Genomic DNA, 20,757 nt, shown 5'->3' with positions numbered 1-20,757 from the left:
TCAGTTCGCCAGGCTGCGTGGCAAGGCCATTTGCAGCAAGTTGGATTCAGTCGCGTGTTCGCGGGCTTGCTCACCCCGCAGTGCGCCTTCGCAGAGCACCAGGATGCGGTCGGAAATGCCCATGACTTCCATCAGATCGCTGGACACCACAATCACCGCAATGCCTTGGGCCGCGAGGTTATGGATGATCTGGTAAATCTCGGCCTTGGCGCCGATATCGATGCCACGGGTCGGTTCGTCCAGCAGCAACACTTTCATAGGCATCGACAGCCAGCGGCCAAGAATGGCTTTTTGCTGATTGCCGCCGGAGAGGTACATGATCTTCTGCCCTGCATTGGGCGTCTTGACCTTCATCGCCTTGATCTGATGGTCAGCGTTGTCCTTCTCCCAGCCATCACGCAGCAGCCAGCCAAAAGTCGTGTGAGCGCCACGCGCACTGATATTGATGTTCTCGGCAACGCTGGCCAGCGGGATGATGCCTTCCTTCTTGCGGTCTTCCGGGCACAGCAGCACGCCAGCAGCGATTGCATCGCGCGGTGAACGCAGTCGCAGTGCCTGACCGCAAAGCTCCAGTTGCCCGGCACTGGAGCGCTCCAGGCCGCTAAGCAGGCGCAACAGCTCGGTACGCCCTGCTCCGACCAGGCCAAACAGGCCGAGAATCTCGCCCTTGCGCACATTGAAACTGATCGGCTCACGCAGGCCCGGCCCCAGCAGGCCGTCGACCTTGAGCGCCACGTCGCCGTGCTCGCGCGGCCGGTAGTCGTAGATATCCTGGATATCCCGGCCAACCATGCAGGTCACCAACTGGTCATGGGTCAGCGCGCTCATGTCCTCGAACGTGCGCACGTAGCGCCCGTCCTTGAACACCGTAACGGCGTTGCAGATGCGGAACACTTCTTCCATGCGGTGCGACACATACAGCACCACTTTGCCTTCATTGCGCAGGCGCGTGATGATTGCCATCAAGCGGTCGATCTCGCGCGCCGAGAGGCTGCTGGTGGGTTCATCGAAGGCGATCACATGGGCCCTGCGGGACAGCGCCTTGGCGATTTCCACCAGTTGGCGCTGGCCCAGGGACAGGCGACCCAGCTTTTCCTGCGGATCAATTTCATCCGCCAGGCCTTTGAGGCACGCCAGCGCCTGCTTGCGCAACTGGCTGCGATTGACCACCCCAAAGCGCGACGGTAAATGCCCGAGGAACAGGTTTTCGGCCACGGTCATTTCCGGCACCAGGTGCAGTTCCTGGTGAATCACCGCCACGCCGCTGGCAATGCTGTCAGCGGCGTTTTTAAAGGCCATGGTCTGCTCGCCGATCTGCAGCGTGCCGCTGTTGGGGATGTACGCGCCACCCAGGATTTTCAGCAGCGTCGACTTGCCCGCGCCGTTCTCGCCCATCAAGGCGTGCACCTGCCCCGGGTGGGCGATGAAACTGATGCCATCCAGCGCCTTGACCCCGGGGAAGGTTTTACCGATGCCGTCGAATCGCAAGGCGGCAGGGGTCATTTCCATAGTCCGATTTTGGTCAGTTCTTCCTGGAAGTTGGCCCGGGTGATCAAGGTCACTTCGTCAATCGCCGTGTTCTTCGGCGGCTCAGTCCCTTTGGTGATCCACTCGTACATCATCAGTGCGGTGTTGTAGCCTTCGAGATGCGGGCTGGGCAGCATCGAACCAAAGAAGCCGCTGTTGGCTTTTTTCAGTTCGCCGATAGCGTCGGTACCATTGATGCCGATACCGATCACGTTGGCTGCCTTGAAGCCTGCGCTTTCGGTGGCACGTACGCCGCCGAGCACGGTGTTGTCGTTCATGCCGCCGATGAGCAGGTTTTTCGCACCGCTGGGCAGCTTGACCAGGGCCGAGTTGGTGGCGTCCATGCTGCCGGGCACGTCGAGGGTTTTAAGCGCGGCAGTGAGGATGTGGTCCTTGGGAATACCGGCTTCTTCCAGGGATTTGATCGAGCCGTCGGTGCGTTTCTTGCCGGTGTCGAGTTCGTTGAAGGTGTTGATCACCGCGTAGGTGTCTTTCCAGTCCCAACCGCGGTTTTTCGCTTCGGCGGCCATGGCGGCGCCCTGCTTCTGGCCCACTTCAAAGGCAGCCATGCCCAGGTACGGCACGTTTTCCATGAAGGCGCCTTTGGCGTCTACAAAACGGTCGTCCACGGCGATCACTTTTAGGCCATTGGCCTTGGCCTTGGCTACGATGGCCGGGCCCAGGGACACGTCCGGCGGGCAGATCACAAAGCCCTTGGCGCCATTGGCGGCCAGGCTGTCGATGGCCGAAAGGGTTTTTTCGCCATCCGGCACGGCGATCTTGATCACGGTGAAACCGTGCTCCTTGCCGGCTTTTTCGGCGAAGGCCCACTCGGTCTGGAACCACGGCTCTTCGGCTTGCTTGACCAAAAAGCCAATCTTCACTTCTTCAGCGGCCAGCAACAGCCCGCTCAAGCTCATGGCCGAGACCGCCACAGCGGCGCAGCACAGGGAACGCAAACCACGACGACGATTCATACGGGTGACTCCTTGTTGTTGTTTTTCAAGTCTTGGGGTTTAACCGGCAAAGCGGTGACAGGGTTTGCCTGGCACGTCGACCTCGATGGCCAGCACCGCACCATCCAAGGGGTGATGCAAAGGGCTGGCGGCACTGGTGATATACAGGGTGGTAAGGTTGGGACCACCAAACACGCAACTGGTGGGACGGCTGACCGGCAGCTCGATGATGCGGTCCACCTGGCCTTCAGGCGTTAACCGCAGCAGGCAACTGCCGTCCCAGCGCGCGTTCCAGATACAACCTTGCACGTCCATGGCCGAGCCGTCCGGGCCACCGCGCGTATGCGGCCCGAACCAGACGTGCGCCGTATGCAGCTGGCCGTCCGGCTGAATGCCGTGCCGGTACAGGGTGCCGTCCAGGCTGTCGCCGAAATGCACCTGTGTGCCGTCATCGCTCCACAGCAAGGTGTTGGGAATGCCCAGGCCGCTCAGCAACGGCGTAACCTGCGCATTGGCATCAATGCGAAACAGGCCGCCGGAGCGTCGGGTGATGGGCAGGTCTTCACCCTGCTCGCCGATGTTGTTCTGCATGGTGCCCAGCCACAGGCGACCCTGGGCGTCGCAACGGGCTTCATTGCCCCGGTTGCCCGCTTGAGGGTCGGCCACGCACAGCAGCGTCAGGGCTTCGGTGGCCAGGTCGAGGCGATAAACACCGCTGCTCAAGGTCACCAGGGCATCGCCGCTTTCACAGGGGATGAACGCCGAGACATGCTCGGGCAACTGCCATACCTGCAAGTGCCCGTCCATCAGGCGCAGCGCCTGTTTGCCGGCGATATTGACCCAGTACAACGACTGAGTGGGCGCGTCCCAGAACGGGCCCTCCCCCAGTTGAGCCCGATGCGCGGTCACAGCGTGAAACGACATGGTGCCTCCTGGATAGTTGTTGGTCTCAGGTACGCGTTACAGCGATTCGCGCGAGGGCGTGCCGTCGACCAGCCGCTGGATACGCAACGGATTGGCGTTTTTCAACGCATCCGGCAGCAGGCTGTCAGGGTAGTTCTGGAAGCACACGGGACGCAGGAACCGGTCAATGGACAAGGTGCCGACCGAGGTGCCACGGGCATCCGATGTCGCGGGGTACGGCCCGCCGTGCACCATCGAATCACAGACTTCCACGCCGGTCGGGTAGCCGTTGAGCAAGATACGCCCGACTTTCTGTTCCAGCAGCGGCGTGAGTTCGGCGAACTGTTGAAAGTCGCCCGGCTCGCCAATGATCGTGGCGGTCAGTTGACCGTGCAGTCCGTGCAAGGCGGCGCTGAGCTGGGCCTGGTCAGCGACTTCGACAAACACCGTGGTGGGGCCGAAGACTTCTTCCTGCAGCACTTCATCGCCGTCTATCAACAGTTGTACATCAGCCTTGAACAGTTGCGGCTGCGCCTGGTTGCCCGCCTGGGCATTGCCTGCCAGGTGCTGGATGCCAGCGTGCACAAGAAGTTTTTCCAGGCCCTTGCTGTAGCTGCCCAGGGTGCCGGCGTTGAGCATGGTTTGTGCCGGTTGATCGCCGATCAGTTGGGCCACGCGTTGAGTGAACGCTGTAAATTCAGGCGATGCGATGCCGATCACCAGGCCAGGGTTGGTGCAGAATTGACCACAACCCTGCACCACCGAAGCGGTCAGGTCGCGGGCCACGCTCTCAGCCCGGGCCTTGAGGGCCTGGGGCAACACAATTACCGGATTGATGCTCGACATCTCGGCGAACACCGGGATCGGCTGCGGGCGTGCCGCGGCCATGTCGCACAAGGCACGACCGCCCTTGAGCGAACCGGTGAAGCCCACGGCCTGGATTGCCGGGTGCTTGACCAGCGCTTCGCCGACGCCGCCACCAAAAATCATGTTGAAAACGCCGGCCGGCATCCCGGTCGCGTCAGCAGCGCGAATGATTGCACTGGCCACCTGCTCAGCCGTGGCCATATGCCCGCTATGGGCCTTGAACACCACCGGGCAACCTGCCGCCAGTGCCGCTGCGGTATCACCGCCTGCTGTAGAGAACGCCAGCGGGAAGTTGCTCGCACCGAACACCGCCACCGGGCCGAGACCGATGCGGTATTGGCGCAAATCCGGGCGTGGCAACGGCTGACGATCAGGCAGTGCCTTGTCGATGCGCGCACCGTAGAAATCACCGCGGCGCAGCACGCTTGCGAACAGGCGCATCTGGCCGCTGGTACGCCCACGCTCGCCTTTGATGCGCGCTGCCGGCAGTGCGGTTTCACGACAAACCAATTCAATGAAGTTATCGCTCAGGGCATCCAGTTCGCCCGCTATCGCATCCAGGAACTGTGCGCGGCGCGCGGCACTCAAGGCGCGGTACGCCGGGTAAGCCTGCGCGGCGGCCTTGGCCGCGGCGTCGACCTCCTCCGGGGTGGCCTGGTAGAACTCCTGGGGCAAGGCTTCGCCAGTGGTCGCGTCAATGCTCTGCAGCTTGACGCCGCCGTTGGCGCTGCGCTGGCCGCCGATGTAGTTGTGGCCGAAATCCTGGGTCATGGCTCGATCTCTGATTGTTGTTCTTATAAAAGCTCGTGGGACGCCTCTCGCTAAAATCCGCCAAGGTCATACCTCCGTTAAGGCCGACTATATAGTAGGACTATTTTCAAAACAACCGCTCAAAAGCATCGATTAATCGCTTTATATCAAGAAAAACCAGACTATATAGTCATACAATAAGGTACCAGTTCTGTCTGACTAAAGCCCGGCCTGCGCGGCGCCCGGTATTTTGGTACAGCCGACCAGGATTGCGACTTCGACTTCCTGGCAGGTTGCCGCAGGGCGGAAGTCCCACGGCATTCCCACTAATCGGGATGCTATGATGCCGCCAATTCAAGCCAGAGCCTCCCTGTCGTCATGGATCACCAACCGCCCAAGCCGCGCAAGAGTATGCATGCCCAGATCGTCCAGGACTTGGGCATGCACATCGTTTCCGGCCGTTTCAAGCCCGAAGAACGGCTGCCCATGGAGGCCACGCTCTGCGAGGAGTACAAGGTCAGCCGCTCGGTGTTGCGTGAGGCGACGCGGGTGCTCAGCGCCAAGGGTCTGGTGTATTCCAAACCACGGGTCGGCGCAGTGGTGCGGCCACGCTTGAAATGGCACCTGCTCGACCCGGACGTATTGTCCTGGTTGATGCAGTCCACGCCTCACAGTGAATTCTTCAATACCCTGGCCGGTGTTCGACGCATCCTCGAACCGGAAATCGCCGCCATGGCCGCGACAACGGCCACCGACGAAGACATCGCCATCATCGAAAAAGCCTACACTGGCATGGAAACCGCCAAGACCCACGAGGACCTGCTGCAAGCCGACCTGGACTTCCACCGCGCCATCGCCGACGCCACGCGCAACGATTTGCTCGCCTATATGTGCAACATGCTGTCGTTGCCGCTGCGCGAGTCGATCAACATCACCAACCGCCGCCCGGACATCCAGGGCCTGAGCCTGCCCCGGCACAAGGCGATCCTCACCGCGATCCAGAACCGCGACGCCCTTGGTGCCCGACATGCTTCGCTGGTGCAGCTGGATGACACGCGGGTGGCGTTGGATACGGTAATGAATGTCCTTACGCCGCTCTGAAGCCAGGTGAAATAAAATGTGGGTGCGGGCTTGCTGTGGTGAGAAGGGATGGTCGACGGGTAGCCCGATGGATCTTGCTGGTATGACCCGCCCGGCTTTTGCCTATGGCCTGATCATTGGCGCCGCATGCTCATCTGGATTGGGTCGCCTGATTAGTCGAGCCGTCCACCATTCTCCCGTGCATGCTTGATGTCTTTCGAGGGTGGAGCTCCGAAACGCCGGGCATATTCGCGACTGAATTGCGCGACACTTTCATAGCCGACCCGCAAGGCGGCCGTGTTCACATCGACCCTGTCGGTCAACATCAGGCTGCGCGCGGCTTGCAGCCGTAACGACTTTTGATACTGAACGGGACTGGTGCCTGTCAGCTTGCGAAAGTTGTGATGCAGCGTAGAACTGGCCATGCCCGATCGCTGGGCGAGATCGGCCACGTGCAGCGGTTTGTCGTAATGATGTTTCAACCATTCAATGGCTCTCACGATGCCCTTGTCTCGGTAACCATCGCGCGTGACGCTGCGCAGCCACTGGCCTGCGCTACTGAGCAACAGCCGAACGCATATCTCCCGCTTGATAAGGTTCGACATCAAGCCTGCCTCAAGAGGTCGTTCGATCAGTGTGGAGAGTCGGGTGAACGCGTCGAGCATCTCACTCGACGCCGTACCCGATGCAAAGCCTCGTGCTTGAGAAGCCATTTCCTGCCTTGTGGGTTCCAGGGTCTGGATCACCTCATTGAGCATGGCAAGATCGAGCTTCAGCACAACGGATAAATAAGGGGTTTGCTCGTTGGCCGCGGTCACACGAGCCAGTGTGGGTATATCGACCGACGTGACGAAGAACGCGCCCTGTCCAAACTCACAGGCTTGCTCGCCGAACGTGATCTCCTTCGCCCCCTGCAGAATGATGGCGACACAAGGCTCATAAATGCAGTACGTGGGCGTACCCAGTTCGGCCATTCGATAAAAGGTCAATCCTGGAATCGATGTTGCGCATACCTCGTTCAAACCAATCTGCGTGGTGACTTTTTCGATAAGCCGTCTGAGTGCCTGGAGGCGCTCGTCGGGCTGAGCGGGTTTGCTCATGGCCAGGGACTGCACATGGCCGAAACCGAATTGCGAGAAGGAACCGCTCGTCATGATATGCCCCCCTGTTTACGGAATGTTCGAGTCTGCTGCGAGTGCGTGACCAGCACAAGTGCATCGGCAGGATTGTGCAAAAGACAGGGCGCATTAGGGTCACCCGGCCAACCCTCGTTGTTCTAGTTTCTCGCATGAAGACGGGCTTCGATGAGCCCGTGAACCCTCAGTCGCGAAAGGAACACTGGATGGACAGACGAGATTTTCTTACTTATTCGGCGGCGGGTGCTGTTGCAGCCGCTTTACTGCCCGCATCGAGTCTTGCCAGTTCGGTGGCTGCAGCCCCGACGCCCTCTTTGCTGACAGAGCGCGGGAGCGTGATGCCTACGCAAGGACGGCTCGTACGCTCAGACCTGCCCCTCAATTTGCCTTCGCATACACTGCGATACATGACGCCTCAACGCTTTGGTATGGGCGGGACGCAGATTGGCAATATCTTTGCGCCGATCAGCGACGAGCAAGCGGCCCTGGTTCTGCAGGCCGCCTGGGGGGCAGGTGTAAGGCTTTATGACACGTCGCCGTTCTACGGGTTTGGCTTGAGTGAATATCGCCTGGGCCGCTTCCTGCACGGCAAAAATCCAGGTGATTATGTGGTCTCTACCAAGGTCGGCCGTGTATTGACGGCCGCTGGAGGCCTGCGCGCGGACCATGCCATCTGGAAGTCACCGGCGCCCTTTAACTACCGATATGACTACACCGCAGCAGGCACGCGTCGCTCCGTGGAAGACAGCCTGCAGCGTCTGGGATTACCCCGTATCGATATCGTCTTTATCCATGATCTCTCGCCAGATAACACCGAGCTGGAAGGTGGATGGGAAGCGGCGTATCAGATTGCACGCACAGGGGCGATGGTTGAGCTTGAAAAAATGCGTGATGAAGGACTCATCAAGGCATGGGGCTTCGGCGTCAATACACCGAACGCCGTGGTTCAGGCGCTAACCAGTAATGACCCGACGCCCGACATCGTGTTGCTTGCCTGCCAGTATTCCCTCCTCGACCACAGCGATGCGTTGCGCAACACCCTTCCGGCCTTGAGCAGCAAGGGCACCAGTGTCGTGGTTGGCACCCCCCTGAATGATGGATTTCTGGGAGGGCGCAGCCGATATAACTTCAGCCTGGATCTACCGGCCGGAGCGGTAGAAAAGCGCGCGCGAATCATGGCAATTGCCAGCCGACATGGCATCGACATTCATACCGCCGCCCTGCAATTCGCCGCGGCACATCCGCAAGTGTCCGCGATCATTCCGGGGGCGCGTTCGCCAGGGCAGATCGTTTCCAACGTACAAGCGATGAAGGTCGGTATTCCGTCAGCCTTTTGGCAGGAGCTCAAGAGCCAGAGCCTGATCGATGCACAAGCACCGGTTCCTTCCTGAATGGGCCCACGCCCATGCTACCTGCCGAATAAGAACACTGGCCTGAGGTCGTAACCAATGAAGATACGAACGTCTTTCATGATTTTCGGCGGCCTGCTTGCGCTCTCAAGTAGCGGTCACTTATTCGCAGACACACTTGCGCTGAGCATTCCCTTGCCTGATCCACTCCCACCGCTGAACGTTCTGACACTCCTTGTCGGCCTACACCTGCTCGGTATGTGCTTCGGTCTCGGCGGGGCAACCCTGCTGGACCTCTGGATTTTCCGCTGGCTGCGCCGGGGGAGCCTCCCGGTTGAAATCGGGCGCACCTTTCACTTCATCAGCGACGCGGTCACTACCGGACTATGCCTCCTATGGCTGTCAGGCCTGGGTTTCCTGGCCCTTTACGCGATGGAGTCGCCGGACAAACTGGAAAACCCCAAACTCTGGGCGAAGATACTTGTGGTGATCGCCCTGACCATCAATGGCATCATCATCCATGCGTTTGTGTTGCCAGAAGCACTACGCGACTTGAGCCGCCCCCTGCTCTTTGGCGTCACCCGCAGCAGAGCGGCCTTGTTTCTCGCATCAGGTGCAGTTTCGGGTGTGTCTTGGTACACCGCTTTTGCCTTCGGCATTTTCCGTGAGTTAAACAATAGTGTCACGTTCAGCGTGCTGGTCATCATGTGGCTTACGCTGATACTGGCCGCCTCTCTCACTGCCATGCTGCTGTGGTTAAACCTTGCAGCAGGCGCAAGAAAACCCTCTACGCTCATTCCTCCGACTTGAAAATAAAGAGTCGAGCGAAAAAACAGGCACTCCCGCACGCGCCTGGGTCGAGAAGCTGCAAGATAAGGCTCAATTGCCAACGAAAAACGCACTTTCGCCTACGTGGCCGAGCATTGGTTGGCATGCAGGTCCACTGAACGGGTGGCCATATTCATCGCGAGGTTTCGTGAAGCGCTAAACAGCCACCTCTTGCCTGCCATAGGCAAACAGTCGGGCAGCACGTTCACGCGTGCCAACGTGGTCGCCGTGCTCGGTGCGGCAAAGCCGCACCGAGCCTACTATTCGCGAATTGCCACGCAAACGCTTCGAACGGCATGCAATCAATGCCTTATCATCCGCCCCGGCTCAATTCGCCCAGGCGGCCCGAAATCGACTGCATGCCCTTGCCCAGTTCGCGCAATGCGCTGGCGTCTCGTGCACCCTGCTCGCTGGAGGCATGAATACGCACCGCCAGTTCGTTGATTTCGTGCGTTACGTGACTCTGCTCCTGCGCTGCCACTGCAATCTGGTGCGCGCGCTGGACGATATCATCGAAGCTTTTGACCGTCGTGCCCAACGTAGAGGCGACACCGACTGCCTGTTGCACTGATGACCGTGTGCGTTCGGCGCCGTTTTGCATCGTTGCGACTGCCGAGCTGGACGCCTGACGAAGTTGGGAAATCATTTCCTGAATCTCGTTCGCCGAGGTCTGGGTGCGGCCGGCCAAGGTCCTGACTTCGTCGGCCACGACAGCAAACCCGCGCCCCTGCTCGCCAGCGCGTGCCGCTTCGATGGCCGCGTTGAGGGCCAGCAGGTTGGTTTGTTGCGAGATGGATTTAATGACCTCCAGCACGCTCCCGACACGCTCGATATCGGCTCCCAATTGCGTAATGGCACTGGCGGCCCCGGAGATCTCCGTGGCCAGACCTTCAATGAATTCGCTGTTGCTGTTGACCTGGTTCTGGCTGTGCTGCGCGTCGTCCAGTGAGCGCCGGGCAGTGTCGGAACAGTCTGCGGTGTTGTGCGCGACTTCGTTGGCGCTGGCCGACATTTCGGTGATGGCCGTCGCCAGTAACGTGTTGTCCTGGCGCTGGGCTTCTGCGCGTTCAGCCAAGCCGTGTGACAACTGCGCCAGGTCGTTAGCCTGCCCCTCCAGGGTGACGGCCTCCCGGGCGATACGATGTAGCATGTCGCGCAGGGAGCCAGCGTAATGATTGACCGATTCACGTAGCGCACCAATTTCATCGGCGCGCAGGACTTCCAGCCGTGCCCCGGCCTGACCACCTTGCCCCAGAGTGACGATTTGCCGGGTCGTTTCTTCAAGTTGTACCAGCAGTCGCTTACCGGCCAGCCAGGCGAGGCCAAGCAGTAGGCCCATCAGCGGTAACAGGAACAGCAGGATCTGCGCGGTTAAATCATTCGCCAAACCTACGACACGGGCTTCAGGCGTTACCAGCCCGATTCGCCAGCCCGTGCTGTCCATGGTTGCCAGCGTGACATAGGCCGGCGCATCCAGCCGCGCATCGTGTTCAAGCCTGAAGGTTGAAATGGCAGGTAATTTATCAGCCAGACGATCGGCAACGGGCTTGAGCCAGGGTTGCTCCTGGCTCAAGGCAGCAACGGTCAGCAGTGCCTTGCCGGCTTTGGTATCGGGAAAGAACAGCAGATTTCCCGAAGCATCGACCGCGAACGCATAGCCGCCAGTGATGCCGCCTTTTTCCTTGAGAAAGGCCGCCAGGCCGTCCAGCTTAAGATCAATGGTCGCGACACCCGCGAAGGCAGCCCCATTGCGATAGGGCACGCTGCATGTGGTCATTGCCACGCCACTCACGGAATCCTGGTAAGCATCTGACCAGACACAACGACCAGGCGAGGTGGATTTGGCTCCGGTGTACCAGGACTCGGCCTGATAGGGCGGCGTCTTCGCATCGTTGTATTCGTCGGAAAAAATCAGGTTGCCGCTGGCGTTACGTGACCAGAAGAAGCTACGCCGTTCGGTACCGGCATTGAAAGCATTGGGCTCCGGCCAAACTCCGCCACCTGCGATGGCAGAATTACCTTGGCTGTCGATGATGCCCGAGAGGTTACTTTCAAAGATCGCCGTATCGCGAGGCAGGGTCTGAGCCAGAAGAGCCATGGCAGCGGCGGTGCCTTCGATGCGGTTCAGCGGCAAGGCCAGCTCGGAGGTAATGGCACTGGCCGACTGCTCGGCCGCCTCCGTTCCGGCCGCCACCAATCGGGGTTTGCCGCCCAGCGTAATCACGGCAAATATCGCCACGGCGGTCAGTATCAGCAGACCCAGAATTCCCAACGTCATGCGCCGCGAGATACGTACAGGAATCAATGACATGAAGCCCCTCCAGAAATCACTATTTGTAAGGTTACGTCGGCTGGGCATAGGGAAAATTGAAAAGGAGCCGGCGTTTGTAGGGTCATTAGCGACGAACGGTGGTGCGCACAGTGGGAACACCCCTACATCACCAGGCCCCCCTCCCCGCAACAGCCCACCACCCGGCACACAGGCACAGCACCATGCTGGTCAGCCCGCCCCATTGTGTAATCGGCCACCAGCAGCGTCAGCCCGGCCGTACCTGCCAGCTGGGTGCCGATGCCCAGCATGCGCTGTGGTCCCAGACGCGTCACACAGCGAGCATTGATGTGCGATCAGGTCCACAAGGACTCGACATGAGATTACGTGTGATAACTGGCGGGCGCCGCCCATTCACTCCAGCCCCGGCTGCGCGGGTACAGCGCATAGATGCAGTAGCCCGCGGCCAATGATTGCAGCCGCGACTCCAAGGTCCGCGCGGGTATCGGAACGGTTATGGCGCGGGCGATTTGCCCGCTACTTGAAGAGCCTCAATGCTCACCGCCCCCAGCCCGCCTCGCTGCTCTGCAAGGCATTGGCAATGGTCTGCAGTTTGTCGTCCGGCAGGTTATCCGGCAGCGGATCCGCCCCTGAGCTGACGTGCAACTGTGCATAGGCATTGCGCAGTTCGGCATAGGACAGGTCACGCTTGAGCTGGGTCTGCAGGTTGTTCAGCTCGCCCTGGATCAGCTCCAGCTCGCCGATGTTCTGCGTCTGGTAACGGTTGCGTAGCTGGACGGCAATCTCCCCGTCGAGTTTCGCCAGTTCTTCGCTGGTCTGGAACTGACGCACCGCTTCCTTGTAGTTGGCATTGGCCACGTAAAGCTGGGCCAGCACCGCCATGGACATGGCCTGCCGGCGCGCCGTGGCGACGTCTTCGCCCGCCTCGGCAACCTTGATCGCTGCCGGCGCGGACAGCACGTTGAACAGGTTCCAGGTCACCTTGACGCCGTAGTCGGCCCAGCTCTGGTTGGTCAGGAACGAGTTGCTGTCGTAATGCCCGCCCAGCGAGAACTCCAGGCCCGGCAGCAGGCGCAGCATGGCCTTGCGGGTTTCGGCGGCACTGATGCGTGCCTGGTAATCCTGTTCGCGCAGTTCCGGACGACTGGCCAGGGCATGCTGCTCCAGCTGAGCGAAGTCACCCTTGAACACCGGCACTGCATACCCCTCTTCCAGTGCCAGACTGAAGTCGGTGTTCAGTGGCAGATTGACCAGCGCAGCCAGCTCGGTCTTGGCCAGCGACAGCGCGCGGCGCTGCTGCTCGAGCTGGCGGGTGGCCTCGATCAGGGCACGCTGGTAGCTCAAGGTCTGCACCGGGTCACCGACCCGCTCCGCGCTCATGCGCTGGCTGTTGTCACGGGCCTGATCGATACGCCCCATCAGGGTGTCAATCTGGTTCAGCAGGCGCTGCGCCGCCACCGCGCGCCAGTACGCCGAACGCACGTCCTGGGTGATGGTGTGAATGACCTTGCGCTTGCGCTCCTGGAGGATCAACCGTTGGTCAGCCTGCTGCTTGGCGCTGACGTAGCTGACCCCGAAATCCAGCACGTTCCATACCATGGTCAGGTCAGCGACGTCACGATTGCGGTCCTGCGAAGTCGAGGGCTCCAGGGACTGGGTATTGGTCAGGATGCTCTGGCTGCTGGACGCCCCGACGTTGCTGCGTCCGGCGTAGCCTGCAGCCAGCGCCATGCGCGGCAACATGTCGAAGCTGGAAAGATCGACCTGACGCTTGGCCAGGGCTTCTTCCATCACTTTCAGTCGCGCCTCGAGGTTGTACTTCACCGCACGGGCCATGGCCTGATGCAGGGTCAGCGGCCCGCTGAGGGCTTCCTGATCCTTGAAAATGGTCGCCAGGTCGGTGCGTGCTCGCGCCTCGCTGGCACTGCGATCGATCGGTTCGCTGGTCACGGCGCATCCGCCAATGGCCAGCGTCAGCAGACTCGCGGCAAACAGTTTGTGAGTTTTATTCATCCTTGGGCCACCCCCTGGTATGGCCTGCGTATCAAGTGTTGTGCTGTTTTTCATGCCCGCTTTCCGATCTGTGCCGATTGAGCCAGGGCCTTGGCCAACTCGCGCACATGGCGCCGGTCGGCTTCATTGATCTGTTGCAGTTGTTGCCCCAGAGTCGGTGCGCCGAAAACACCACGCGCACCCTGGTTGAGGTCGCTCTGCTTCCATTGGTCGCCATCGAACACATTCATCTCGCTGACGCCTGGTACCTCACGGCTGAAAATGCTGGCAAAGGTGCTACTGCTACCTAGCAGGCCGCCCTCCCTACCACCCAAGCCACCTTGGCTGCTACCGATCGCGCTGCTGCCAAATACCTGAGCAATGAAGCTCGGCGCACTGCTGCCATTGCCGAGAAAGATAGTACCCAGGGGCTGCAGGTTGCCGCCCACGGTGCGGATGTCGAACAGGCCGGGAGCAACCAGTGGCGACACAGCGTCAGTGACCACCAAGCCCGGCACTTGTGGCTGCACCACTGCCGCTTGCGGCGTGTTGAGGGTGTCCGGTGGATTGATCCGGTAATTGAGATCACCAATATCCTGCGACTGGATGGTCTGCAGTGCGCTGTCGAAGCCCCGCGCCAGATCGTTGCCGGCCTGGTCGCGGATACCGCTGTTCAGCGCGCTCAGGCTCAAGGCCAGCGCACCTGCTCCGCTCATGTTGCCCACAATGACTCGGTAAGTCGTGGCATCGAGCTGCTGGACCGCTTGCACCGCACCACTGGCACTGCCGGTACTGATCACGCTGAAGTCGCTGAGGTCGACGCCGCTGACGGCCTCGTCAAAGGTCAGGGTGAAGGTGAGCGTACTGGCGCCCGGTTGTACCGGGCCGTCCACCACGATGCTGGAGGGACGTGGTGCCCTGGCATCGACGAGGATACCGCGGGTGTCGCCGACGTTGTTCAGACCGATATTGGCGTCGTTGCCACGGGCATCTCGGATACTGCCGCCATTAAGGTCGATGGACGGCGCCACCGCAAAAGTGGTGTTGCCAGCCATGCCGCTGGTGACGTTGAGACGGAACACCAGAGCTGTGCCGCCCGAGCCGGACAGGTAGTCGGCATAGACCACTGTGCCGTTGTCGAGGCTGATCGCCAGGCGCGGATTACCGTCGCCGCTGTCCACCAGCACCGCTTCATTGGTACGCACGGTGAAGTTCAGGCTCTGGCCGGCCACATAGGTACCGCTGGCCGGAACGTCCACCCCGGTGATACTTGGCGCCACGCGATCAATGCTGTAGCTGCTGCCTTGCAGGCCGCCGGTGAGCAGGTTGCCCGCCGCGTCGACAATGCCGGTTGCACTGCTGTTCAGGTCCAGGCGCACATTGCCGACGCCGCTCAGGTTGTCAACGACAATGAGGTAGGTGCGGCCGTTGACCTGCTCCACCGAGGCAATCCGGCCACTGGCCGAGCCGCTGAAGACCAGCGCGAAGTCCGCGTTGTCGACACCGGAAACGCTCTCGTCGAAGGTCACGGTGTAGCGCACCGAGCCGCTACTGGTCGGGCTCAGGTCGACGCGCACGATATCGCTGACCTGAGGGGCCACGGTATCGATCACCACACCGCCCACCACGCCAGGCGTATTCAGGGCCAGGTTCAGCGCATTGCCCGCCGCGTCACGCACGGCGCCGCCGTTGAGGTCGAGCGTACCTGGCAAGCCAATGCCGCCAGCGGCGTTGTTGCCAGCCTGCACGGTGTACTCGAATACCAGCGCATTGCTGCCGGAGCCGGACACATAGGTGGCATAACGGGTCACGCCGCCAAGGGTCAGCGCGACACGCGGGGTGCCGGTGCTGGTATCGACGTTGACTGTCTCGCTGACGTTGACGGTAAAGCGCAACACATCGCCGGTGTTATAGGCCCCTGCTGTCGGCAGCCCCACGGTGGTGACAGTCGGCACCATGGCATCGATGCGTACCTGTGACGTGTCCGGCAGCCCGTTCAGGACGGTGGCGACGTTGTTGCCGATCGCATCACGCAGGGTCGAGCCATTGAGCTGGAGGCTGTTGCCGACGCTGATGCCATTGGTGTCAAGCTGACCACTGGCAACGGTCAGGCGAAATACCAAGGCATTGGTGCCGCTACCGGACAGGTAGGTCGCGTAAGCTGTGCCACCGGTGTCGAGGGTCACTTCGAGGCGTGGAATGCCACCGGTGGTATTCACCTGCACCGTTTCACTGAAGTTGACCATGAAGTCCAGATTCTGCCCGGCCACATAGGTGCCACCGGCCGGAACGGCCACGCTGGTGATCGCGGGTGCGACACGATCAACACTGTAGCTGGCGCCCGTCAGGCCGCCCGTGAGCGCGTTGCCTGCTGCGTCATTGATGCCGGTGCCACTGGCATTGAGGTCCAGACGCAGACTGCCGCTGCCGCCGATGCCATTGACCGCTACGGTGTAGGTACGACCATCCACCTGGGTGACGCTGGCAATGCTACCGGCCGCAGTGCCGGTGAAGAACAGGCCGAGATCAGAGACATCGACGCCGCTGACGTTCTCGCTGAAGGTCACGGTAAAGCTGACCGTGCTGCTGTTGGCCGGTGTCGGATCGACCAGAACGATGCCGCTGGCCGTCGGCGCCGTGGTGTCCACCCGCACGCCAGCGGTACTGTCCAGGCCATTGAGGGCCAGCGCCAGGTTATTGCCGGCCGCATCACGCACGCTGCCGCCATTGAGGTCCAGGGTAGTGCCGACCACCAAGCCGCTGGCGGCGGTGTCGCCGGCCTGCACGGTGTACTGGAACACCAGTGCGCCACTGGCGGCGCCGGAAACATAGCTGGCATAGTGGGTGACCCCGCCCACGCTCAGCACCAGGCGCGGCGTACCGGTGCCGGTATCGACCACCACGCCTTCGCCGGTGTTGACGGTAAAGCTCAAGACATCACCGGCCTTGTAGCTGCCATCAGCCGGCACATCGACATCAACCACGCCGGGCGCGACCTGATCGATGCTGTAGCTGGCGCCGGTCAGGCCGCCGACGATGGCATTGCCCGCAGTATCCATGATGCCGGTACCGCTGCCATTCAGGTCCAGGCGCAGGCTGCCGCTGCCGGCGATGCCGTTGACTACCACAGTGTAGGTTCGACCATCAATCCGGGTGACGCTGGCAATGCTGGCGGACGCGGTGCCGGTGAAAAACAGGCTGAGGTCCGAGGCATCCACGCCGCTGACGTTCTCGCTGAACGTCAATGTGTAACTGATCGAACCGCTGCTGCCTGGTGAGCCGTCGACCCGCACCAGGCTGCTGGCCGTCGGCGCCGAAGTATCGATCAGCACGCCGGCGGCACTGCCCAAACCATTGAGGTTCAGCGTCAGGTCATTGCCGGCTGCATCGCGCACGCTGCCACCATTGAGGTCCAGGGTAGTGCCTATCACGAGGCCGCTGGCGGCGGTGTCGCCGGCCTGCACGGTGTACTGGAACACCAGCACACCACTGGCGGTGCCGGAAACATAGCTGGCATAGCGGGTCACACCGCCTGCGCTGAGCACCAGGCGCGGCGTACCGGTGGCAGTGTCGACCACCACGGCTTCGCTGGTATTGACGGTAAAGCTGAGGACATCGCCGGCCTTGTAGCTGCCGTCAGCCGGCAGGCCGACCGAGTCCACCCCCGGTACTGCGGCGTCAACCCGTACACCCGAGGTATCGCCCAGCCCGTTGAGGGCGGTAGCGACATTGTTGCCGACGCTGTCACGGACTGCCCCGCCATTGAGCTGGAAGCTGTTGCCGACACTGATGCCGGTGGTATCCAGCTGGCCGCTGGCGACAGTCAGGCGGAACACCAGGGTATCGGTGCCGGCGCCGGACAAGTAGGTCGCATACGCGGTACCGCCGGTGTCGAGGGTCACCTCGATGCGTGGAGTGCCGCCTGTGGTATCCACCTGCACCGCTTCACTGAAGTTGACCGTGAAGTCGAGGTTCTGCCCGGCTACATAGGTGCCGTTGGCCGGAACGGCCACACCGGTGACCGCTGGCGCCACGCGATCAATGGTATAGCTGGCGCCTGTCAGGCCGCCGGTGATGGTGTTGCCGGCGGCATCGACGATGCCAGTGCCGCTGCTATTGAGGTCCAGGCGCACGCTGCCGTTGCCGGTCAGGCTGTCAACCTGCACACGGTAAGTCCGTGCATCGACCTGGGTGACCGAGGCGATACGGCCGCTGACACCGCCGGTAAAAGCCAGCGCGAAGTCGCCGCTGTCCACGCCGCTGACGGCCTCGCTGAAGGTCACGGTGTAGTTGACCGTGCTGCTGGTGGTCGGATTGGTATCGACCAGAGCGATACTATTGGCGGTCGGTGCCGTGGTGTCCACCAATACGCCGGTCAGGTCGCCGATGTTGTTCAGGGTCAGGTTCAGGTTGTTGCCGGCCACGTCGGCCAGCGCGCCACCGCGCAGGTCCAGGCGGCCCATCGCGATGCCGTTGCTGTCGGTATCACCGGCCTGCACCACGTACTGGAACACCAGCGTGTCGCTGCCGCTGCCGGAGACATACGTGGCGTAACGGCTCACACCGCCCACATCGAGTGCCAGCCGTGGTGCCGGTGTGCCGGTTTGCAGGGCTTCACTGGCCTTGACGGTAAAGGTCAGCACATCGCCGGCGTTATACAGATCGGCTACTGGGGTGCCGACACTGAGCACAGTCGGAACCACGCCATCGATATTCACACCGGCCGTGCTGGCCACGCCGTTGAGTCCGGCGGCGCTGCTGTTGCCGGCCAGGTCGGTGATGCGGCTGCCATTAAGGTCGAGGCTGCTCCCCAAAGTGATGCCGTTGCTGTCCAACTGTCCGCTGGCGGCAGTCAAACGGAACACCAAGGCGTTAGTGCCAGAGCCCGACACATAGTCGGCGTACACGGTGCCGCCGGTGTCCAGGGTGACGGCAATACGCGGCGCCCCACTTGTCGTATCCACCGTCACGGTCTCGCTGAAGTTGACCGTGAAGTCGAGGTTCTGCCCGGCCACGTAGGTGCCGTTAGCGGGTACATCAACACTGACAACGCCAGGCGCCACGCGATCAATGGTATAGCTGGCGCCTGTCAGGCCGCCGGTGATGGTGTTGCCGGCGGCATCGACGATGCCAGTGCCGCTGCTATTGAGGTCCAGGCGCACGCTGCCGTTGCCGGTCAGGCTGTCAACCTGCACACGGTAAGTCCGTGCATCGACCTGGGTGACCGAGGCGATACGACCGCTGACACCGCCGGTAAAAGCCAGCGCGAAGTCTCCGCTGTCCACGCCGCTGACGGCCTCGCTGAAGGTCACGGTGTAGTTGACCGTACTGCTGGTGGTCGGATTGGTATCGACCAGAGCGATGCTATTGGCGGTTGGTGCCGTGGTGTCGACCTGCACACCGGTCAGGTCGCCGATGTTGTTCAGGGTCAGGTTCAGGTTGTTGCCGGCCACGTCGGCCAGCGCGCCACCGCGCAGGTCCAGGCTGCCCAACACGATGCCGTTGCTGTCGGTATCACCGGCCTGCACCACGTACTGGAACACCAGCGTGTCGCTGCCGCTGCCGGAGACATACGTGGCGTAACGGGTCACACCGCCCACATCGAGTGCCAGCCGTGGTGCCGGTGTGCCGGTTTGCAGGGCTTCACTGGCCTTGACGGTAAAGGTCAGCACATCGCCGGCGTTATACAGATCGGCTACTGGGGTGCCGACACTGAGCACAGTCGGAACCACGCCATCGATATTCACACCGGCCGTGCTGGCCACGCCGTTGAGTCCGGCGGCGCTGCTGTTGCCGGCCAGGTCGGTGATGCGGCTGCCATTAAGGTCGAGGCTGCTCCCCAAAGTGATGCCGTTGCTGTCCAACTGTCCGCTGGCGGCAGTCAAACGGAACACCAAGGCGTTAGTGCCAGAGCCCGACACATAGTCGGCGTACACGGTGCCGCCGGTGTCCAGGGTGACGGCAATACGCGGCGCCCCACTTGTCGTATCCACCGTCACGGTCTCGCTGAAGTTGACCGTGAAGTCGAGGTTCTGCCCGGCCACGTAGGTACCGTTAGCGGGTACATCAACACTGACAACGCCAGGCGCCACGCGATCAATGGTATAGCTGGCGCCTGTCAGGCCGCCGGTGATGGTGTTGCCGGCGGCATCGACGATGCCAGTGCCGCTGCTATTGAGGTCCAGGCGCACGCTGCCGTTGCCGGTCAGGCTGTCAACCTGCACACGGTAAGTCCGTGCATCGACCTGGGTGACCGAGGCGATACGGCCGCTGACACCGCCGGTAAAAGCCAGCGCGAAGTCGCCGCTGTCCACGCCGCTGACGGCCTCGCTGAAGGTCACGGTGTAGTTGACCGTGCTGCTGGTGGTCGGATTGGTATCGACCAGAGCGATACTATTGGCGGTCGGTGCCGTGGTGTCCACCAATACGCCGGTCAGGTCGCCGATGTTGTTCAGGGTCAGGTTCAGGTTGTTGCCGGCCACGTCGGTCAGCGCGCCACCGCGCAGGTCCAGGCGGCCCATCGCGATGCCGTTGCTGTCGGTATCACCGGCCTGCACCACGTACTGGAACACCAGCGTGTCGCTGCCGCTGCCGGAGACATACGTGGCGTAACGGCTCACACCGCCCACATCGAGTGCCAGCCGTGGTGCCGGTGTGCCGGTTTGCAGGGCTTCACTGGCCTTGACGGTAAAGGTCAGCACATCGCCGGCGTTATACAGATCGGCTACTGGGGTGCCGACACTGAGCACAGTCGGAACCACGCCATCGATATTCACACCGGCCGTGCTGGCCACGCCGTTGAGTCCGGCGGCGCTGCTGTTGCCGGCCAGGTCGGTGATGCGGCTGCCATTAAGGTCGAGGCTGCTCCCCAAAGTGATGCCGTTGCTGTCCAACTGTCCGCTGGCGGCAGTCAAACGGAACACCAAGGCGTTACTGCCAGAGCCCGACACATAGTCGGCGTACACGGTGCCACCGGTGTCCAGGGTGACGGCAATACGCGGCACACCACTTGTCGTATCCACCGTCACGGTCTCGCTGAAGTTGACCGTGAAGTCGAGGTTCTGCCCGGCCACGTAGGT

Annotated in this window: 10 protein-coding genes and 2 pseudogenes; 3 read left to right on the top strand and 9 right to left on the bottom strand. The window is 61.6% G+C overall.

Going from position 1 to position 20,757, the window contains the following annotated elements; translation table 11 throughout:
• The 4 genes from araG to DGA31_RS28060 are packed head-to-tail and all read right to left on the bottom strand — an operon-like array spanning window position 1 to window position 5,024.
• Complete coding sequence (gene araG, locus DGA31_RS28075; protein ID WP_109514750.1) at window positions 1-1,503, bottom strand: L-arabinose ABC transporter ATP-binding protein AraG; 1,503 nt, start codon at window positions 1,501-1,503, stop codon at window positions 1-3.
• Window positions 1,500-2,504 (bottom strand): substrate-binding domain-containing protein, encoded by a 1,005-nt coding sequence (locus tag DGA31_RS28070; protein ID WP_109514726.1) that lies wholly within the window; start codon window positions 2,502-2,504, stop codon window positions 1,500-1,502. Before DGA31_RS28070 ends, araG begins: the two co-directional genes overlap by 4 nt.
• A gap of 39 nt (window positions 2,505-2,543) precedes the next feature.
• The gene (locus DGA31_RS28065) at window positions 2,544-3,407 is read right to left on the bottom strand and encodes an SMP-30/gluconolactonase/LRE family protein (protein ID WP_109514725.1); all 864 of its coding nucleotides are present in this window, start codon (window positions 3,405-3,407) and stop codon (window positions 2,544-2,546) included.
• Window positions 3,408-3,443: 36 nt separating this feature from the next.
• The gene (locus tag DGA31_RS28060; protein ID WP_109514724.1) at window positions 3,444-5,024 is read right to left on the bottom strand and encodes an aldehyde dehydrogenase (NADP(+)); all 1,581 of its coding nucleotides are present in this window, start codon (window positions 5,022-5,024) and stop codon (window positions 3,444-3,446) included.
• A 357-nt stretch (window positions 5,025-5,381) separates the two neighbouring features.
• Between DGA31_RS28060 and DGA31_RS28055 the strand changes: the two genes are divergently transcribed.
• A complete protein-coding gene (locus tag DGA31_RS28055; protein ID WP_056839113.1) occupies window positions 5,382-6,104 on the top strand; it encodes a FadR/GntR family transcriptional regulator in 723 nt (240 codons plus the stop codon).
• Window positions 6,105-6,256: 152 nt separating this feature from the next.
• Here the strand turns inward: DGA31_RS28055 and DGA31_RS28050 are convergent, their stop codons facing one another.
• A complete protein-coding gene (locus DGA31_RS28050) occupies window positions 6,257-7,237 on the bottom strand; it encodes an AraC family transcriptional regulator (RefSeq protein WP_109514723.1) in 981 nt (326 codons plus the stop codon).
• Between the two features lie 188 nt (window positions 7,238-7,425).
• Here DGA31_RS28050 and DGA31_RS28045 point away from each other — a divergent pair, with 188 nt between their 5' ends.
• Both DGA31_RS28045 and DGA31_RS28040 read left to right on the top strand, forming a co-directional pair.
• Window positions 7,426-8,610: an aldo/keto reductase gene (locus DGA31_RS28045; RefSeq protein ID WP_109514722.1), complete on the top strand. Its 1,185-nt coding sequence runs from the start codon at window positions 7,426-7,428 to the stop codon at window positions 8,608-8,610.
• Between the two features lie 57 nt (window positions 8,611-8,667).
• Window positions 8,668-9,378, top strand: a complete 711-nt coding sequence (locus DGA31_RS28040) for a hypothetical protein (RefSeq protein WP_193551530.1) — start codon at window positions 8,668-8,670, stop codon at window positions 9,376-9,378.
• Window positions 9,379-9,709: 331 nt separating this feature from the next.
• Here DGA31_RS28040 and DGA31_RS30995 read toward each other — a convergent pair.
• The 4 genes and pseudogenes from DGA31_RS30995 to DGA31_RS29905 all read right to left on the bottom strand — a co-directional run.
• Window positions 9,710-10,294, bottom strand: a pseudogene (locus tag DGA31_RS30995) (methyl-accepting chemotaxis protein); the annotation flags it as partial.
• Between the two features lie 531 nt (window positions 10,295-10,825).
• A pseudogene (locus tag DGA31_RS30990) lies at window positions 10,826-11,494 on the bottom strand (PDC sensor domain-containing protein); the annotation flags it as partial.
• A 729-nt stretch (window positions 11,495-12,223) separates the two neighbouring features.
• Entirely contained in the window at window positions 12,224-13,699 is a 1,476-nt protein-coding gene (locus tag DGA31_RS28025) for a TolC family protein (protein WP_109514719.1), read from the bottom strand.
• Between the two features lie 50 nt (window positions 13,700-13,749).
• Window positions 13,750-20,757 (bottom strand): hypothetical protein (locus DGA31_RS29905; protein ID WP_109514718.1); only part of this gene is annotated, 7,008 nt, incomplete at its 5' end.

The sequence above is a fragment of the Pseudomonas ovata genome, from assembly GCF_003131185.1.
In the GTDB taxonomy this organism is placed as follows: Bacteria; Pseudomonadota; Gammaproteobacteria; order Pseudomonadales; family Pseudomonadaceae; genus Aquipseudomonas; species Aquipseudomonas ovata.
Note: the sequence above shows the minus strand (reverse complement) of the source record. Positions and strands in the feature narration are given on the sequence as shown.

Coding starts and splice junctions, on each gene's coding strand:
- araG (WP_109514750.1), bottom strand. CDS start 1,503: ATGACCCCTGCCGCCTTGCGATTCGACGGCATCGGTAAAACCTTCCCC.
- DGA31_RS28070 (WP_109514726.1), bottom strand. CDS start 2,504: ATGAATCGTCGTCGTGGTTTGCGTTCCCTGTGCTGCGCCGCTGTGGCG.
- DGA31_RS28065 (WP_109514725.1), bottom strand. CDS start 3,407: ATGTCGTTTCACGCTGTGACCGCGCATCGGGCTCAACTGGGGGAGGGC.
- DGA31_RS28060 (WP_109514724.1), bottom strand. CDS start 5,024: ATGACCCAGGATTTCGGCCACAACTACATCGGCGGCCAGCGCAGCGCC.
- DGA31_RS28055 (WP_056839113.1), top strand. CDS start 5,382: ATGGATCACCAACCGCCCAAGCCGCGCAAGAGTATGCATGCCCAGATC.
- DGA31_RS28050 (WP_109514723.1), bottom strand. CDS start 7,237: ATGACGAGCGGTTCCTTCTCGCAATTCGGTTTCGGCCATGTGCAGTCC.
- DGA31_RS28045 (WP_109514722.1), top strand. CDS start 7,426: ATGGACAGACGAGATTTTCTTACTTATTCGGCGGCGGGTGCTGTTGCA.
- DGA31_RS28040 (WP_193551530.1), top strand. CDS start 8,668: ATGAAGATACGAACGTCTTTCATGATTTTCGGCGGCCTGCTTGCGCTC.
- DGA31_RS28025 (WP_109514719.1), bottom strand. CDS start 13,699: ATGAATAAAACTCACAAACTGTTTGCCGCGAGTCTGCTGACGCTGGCC.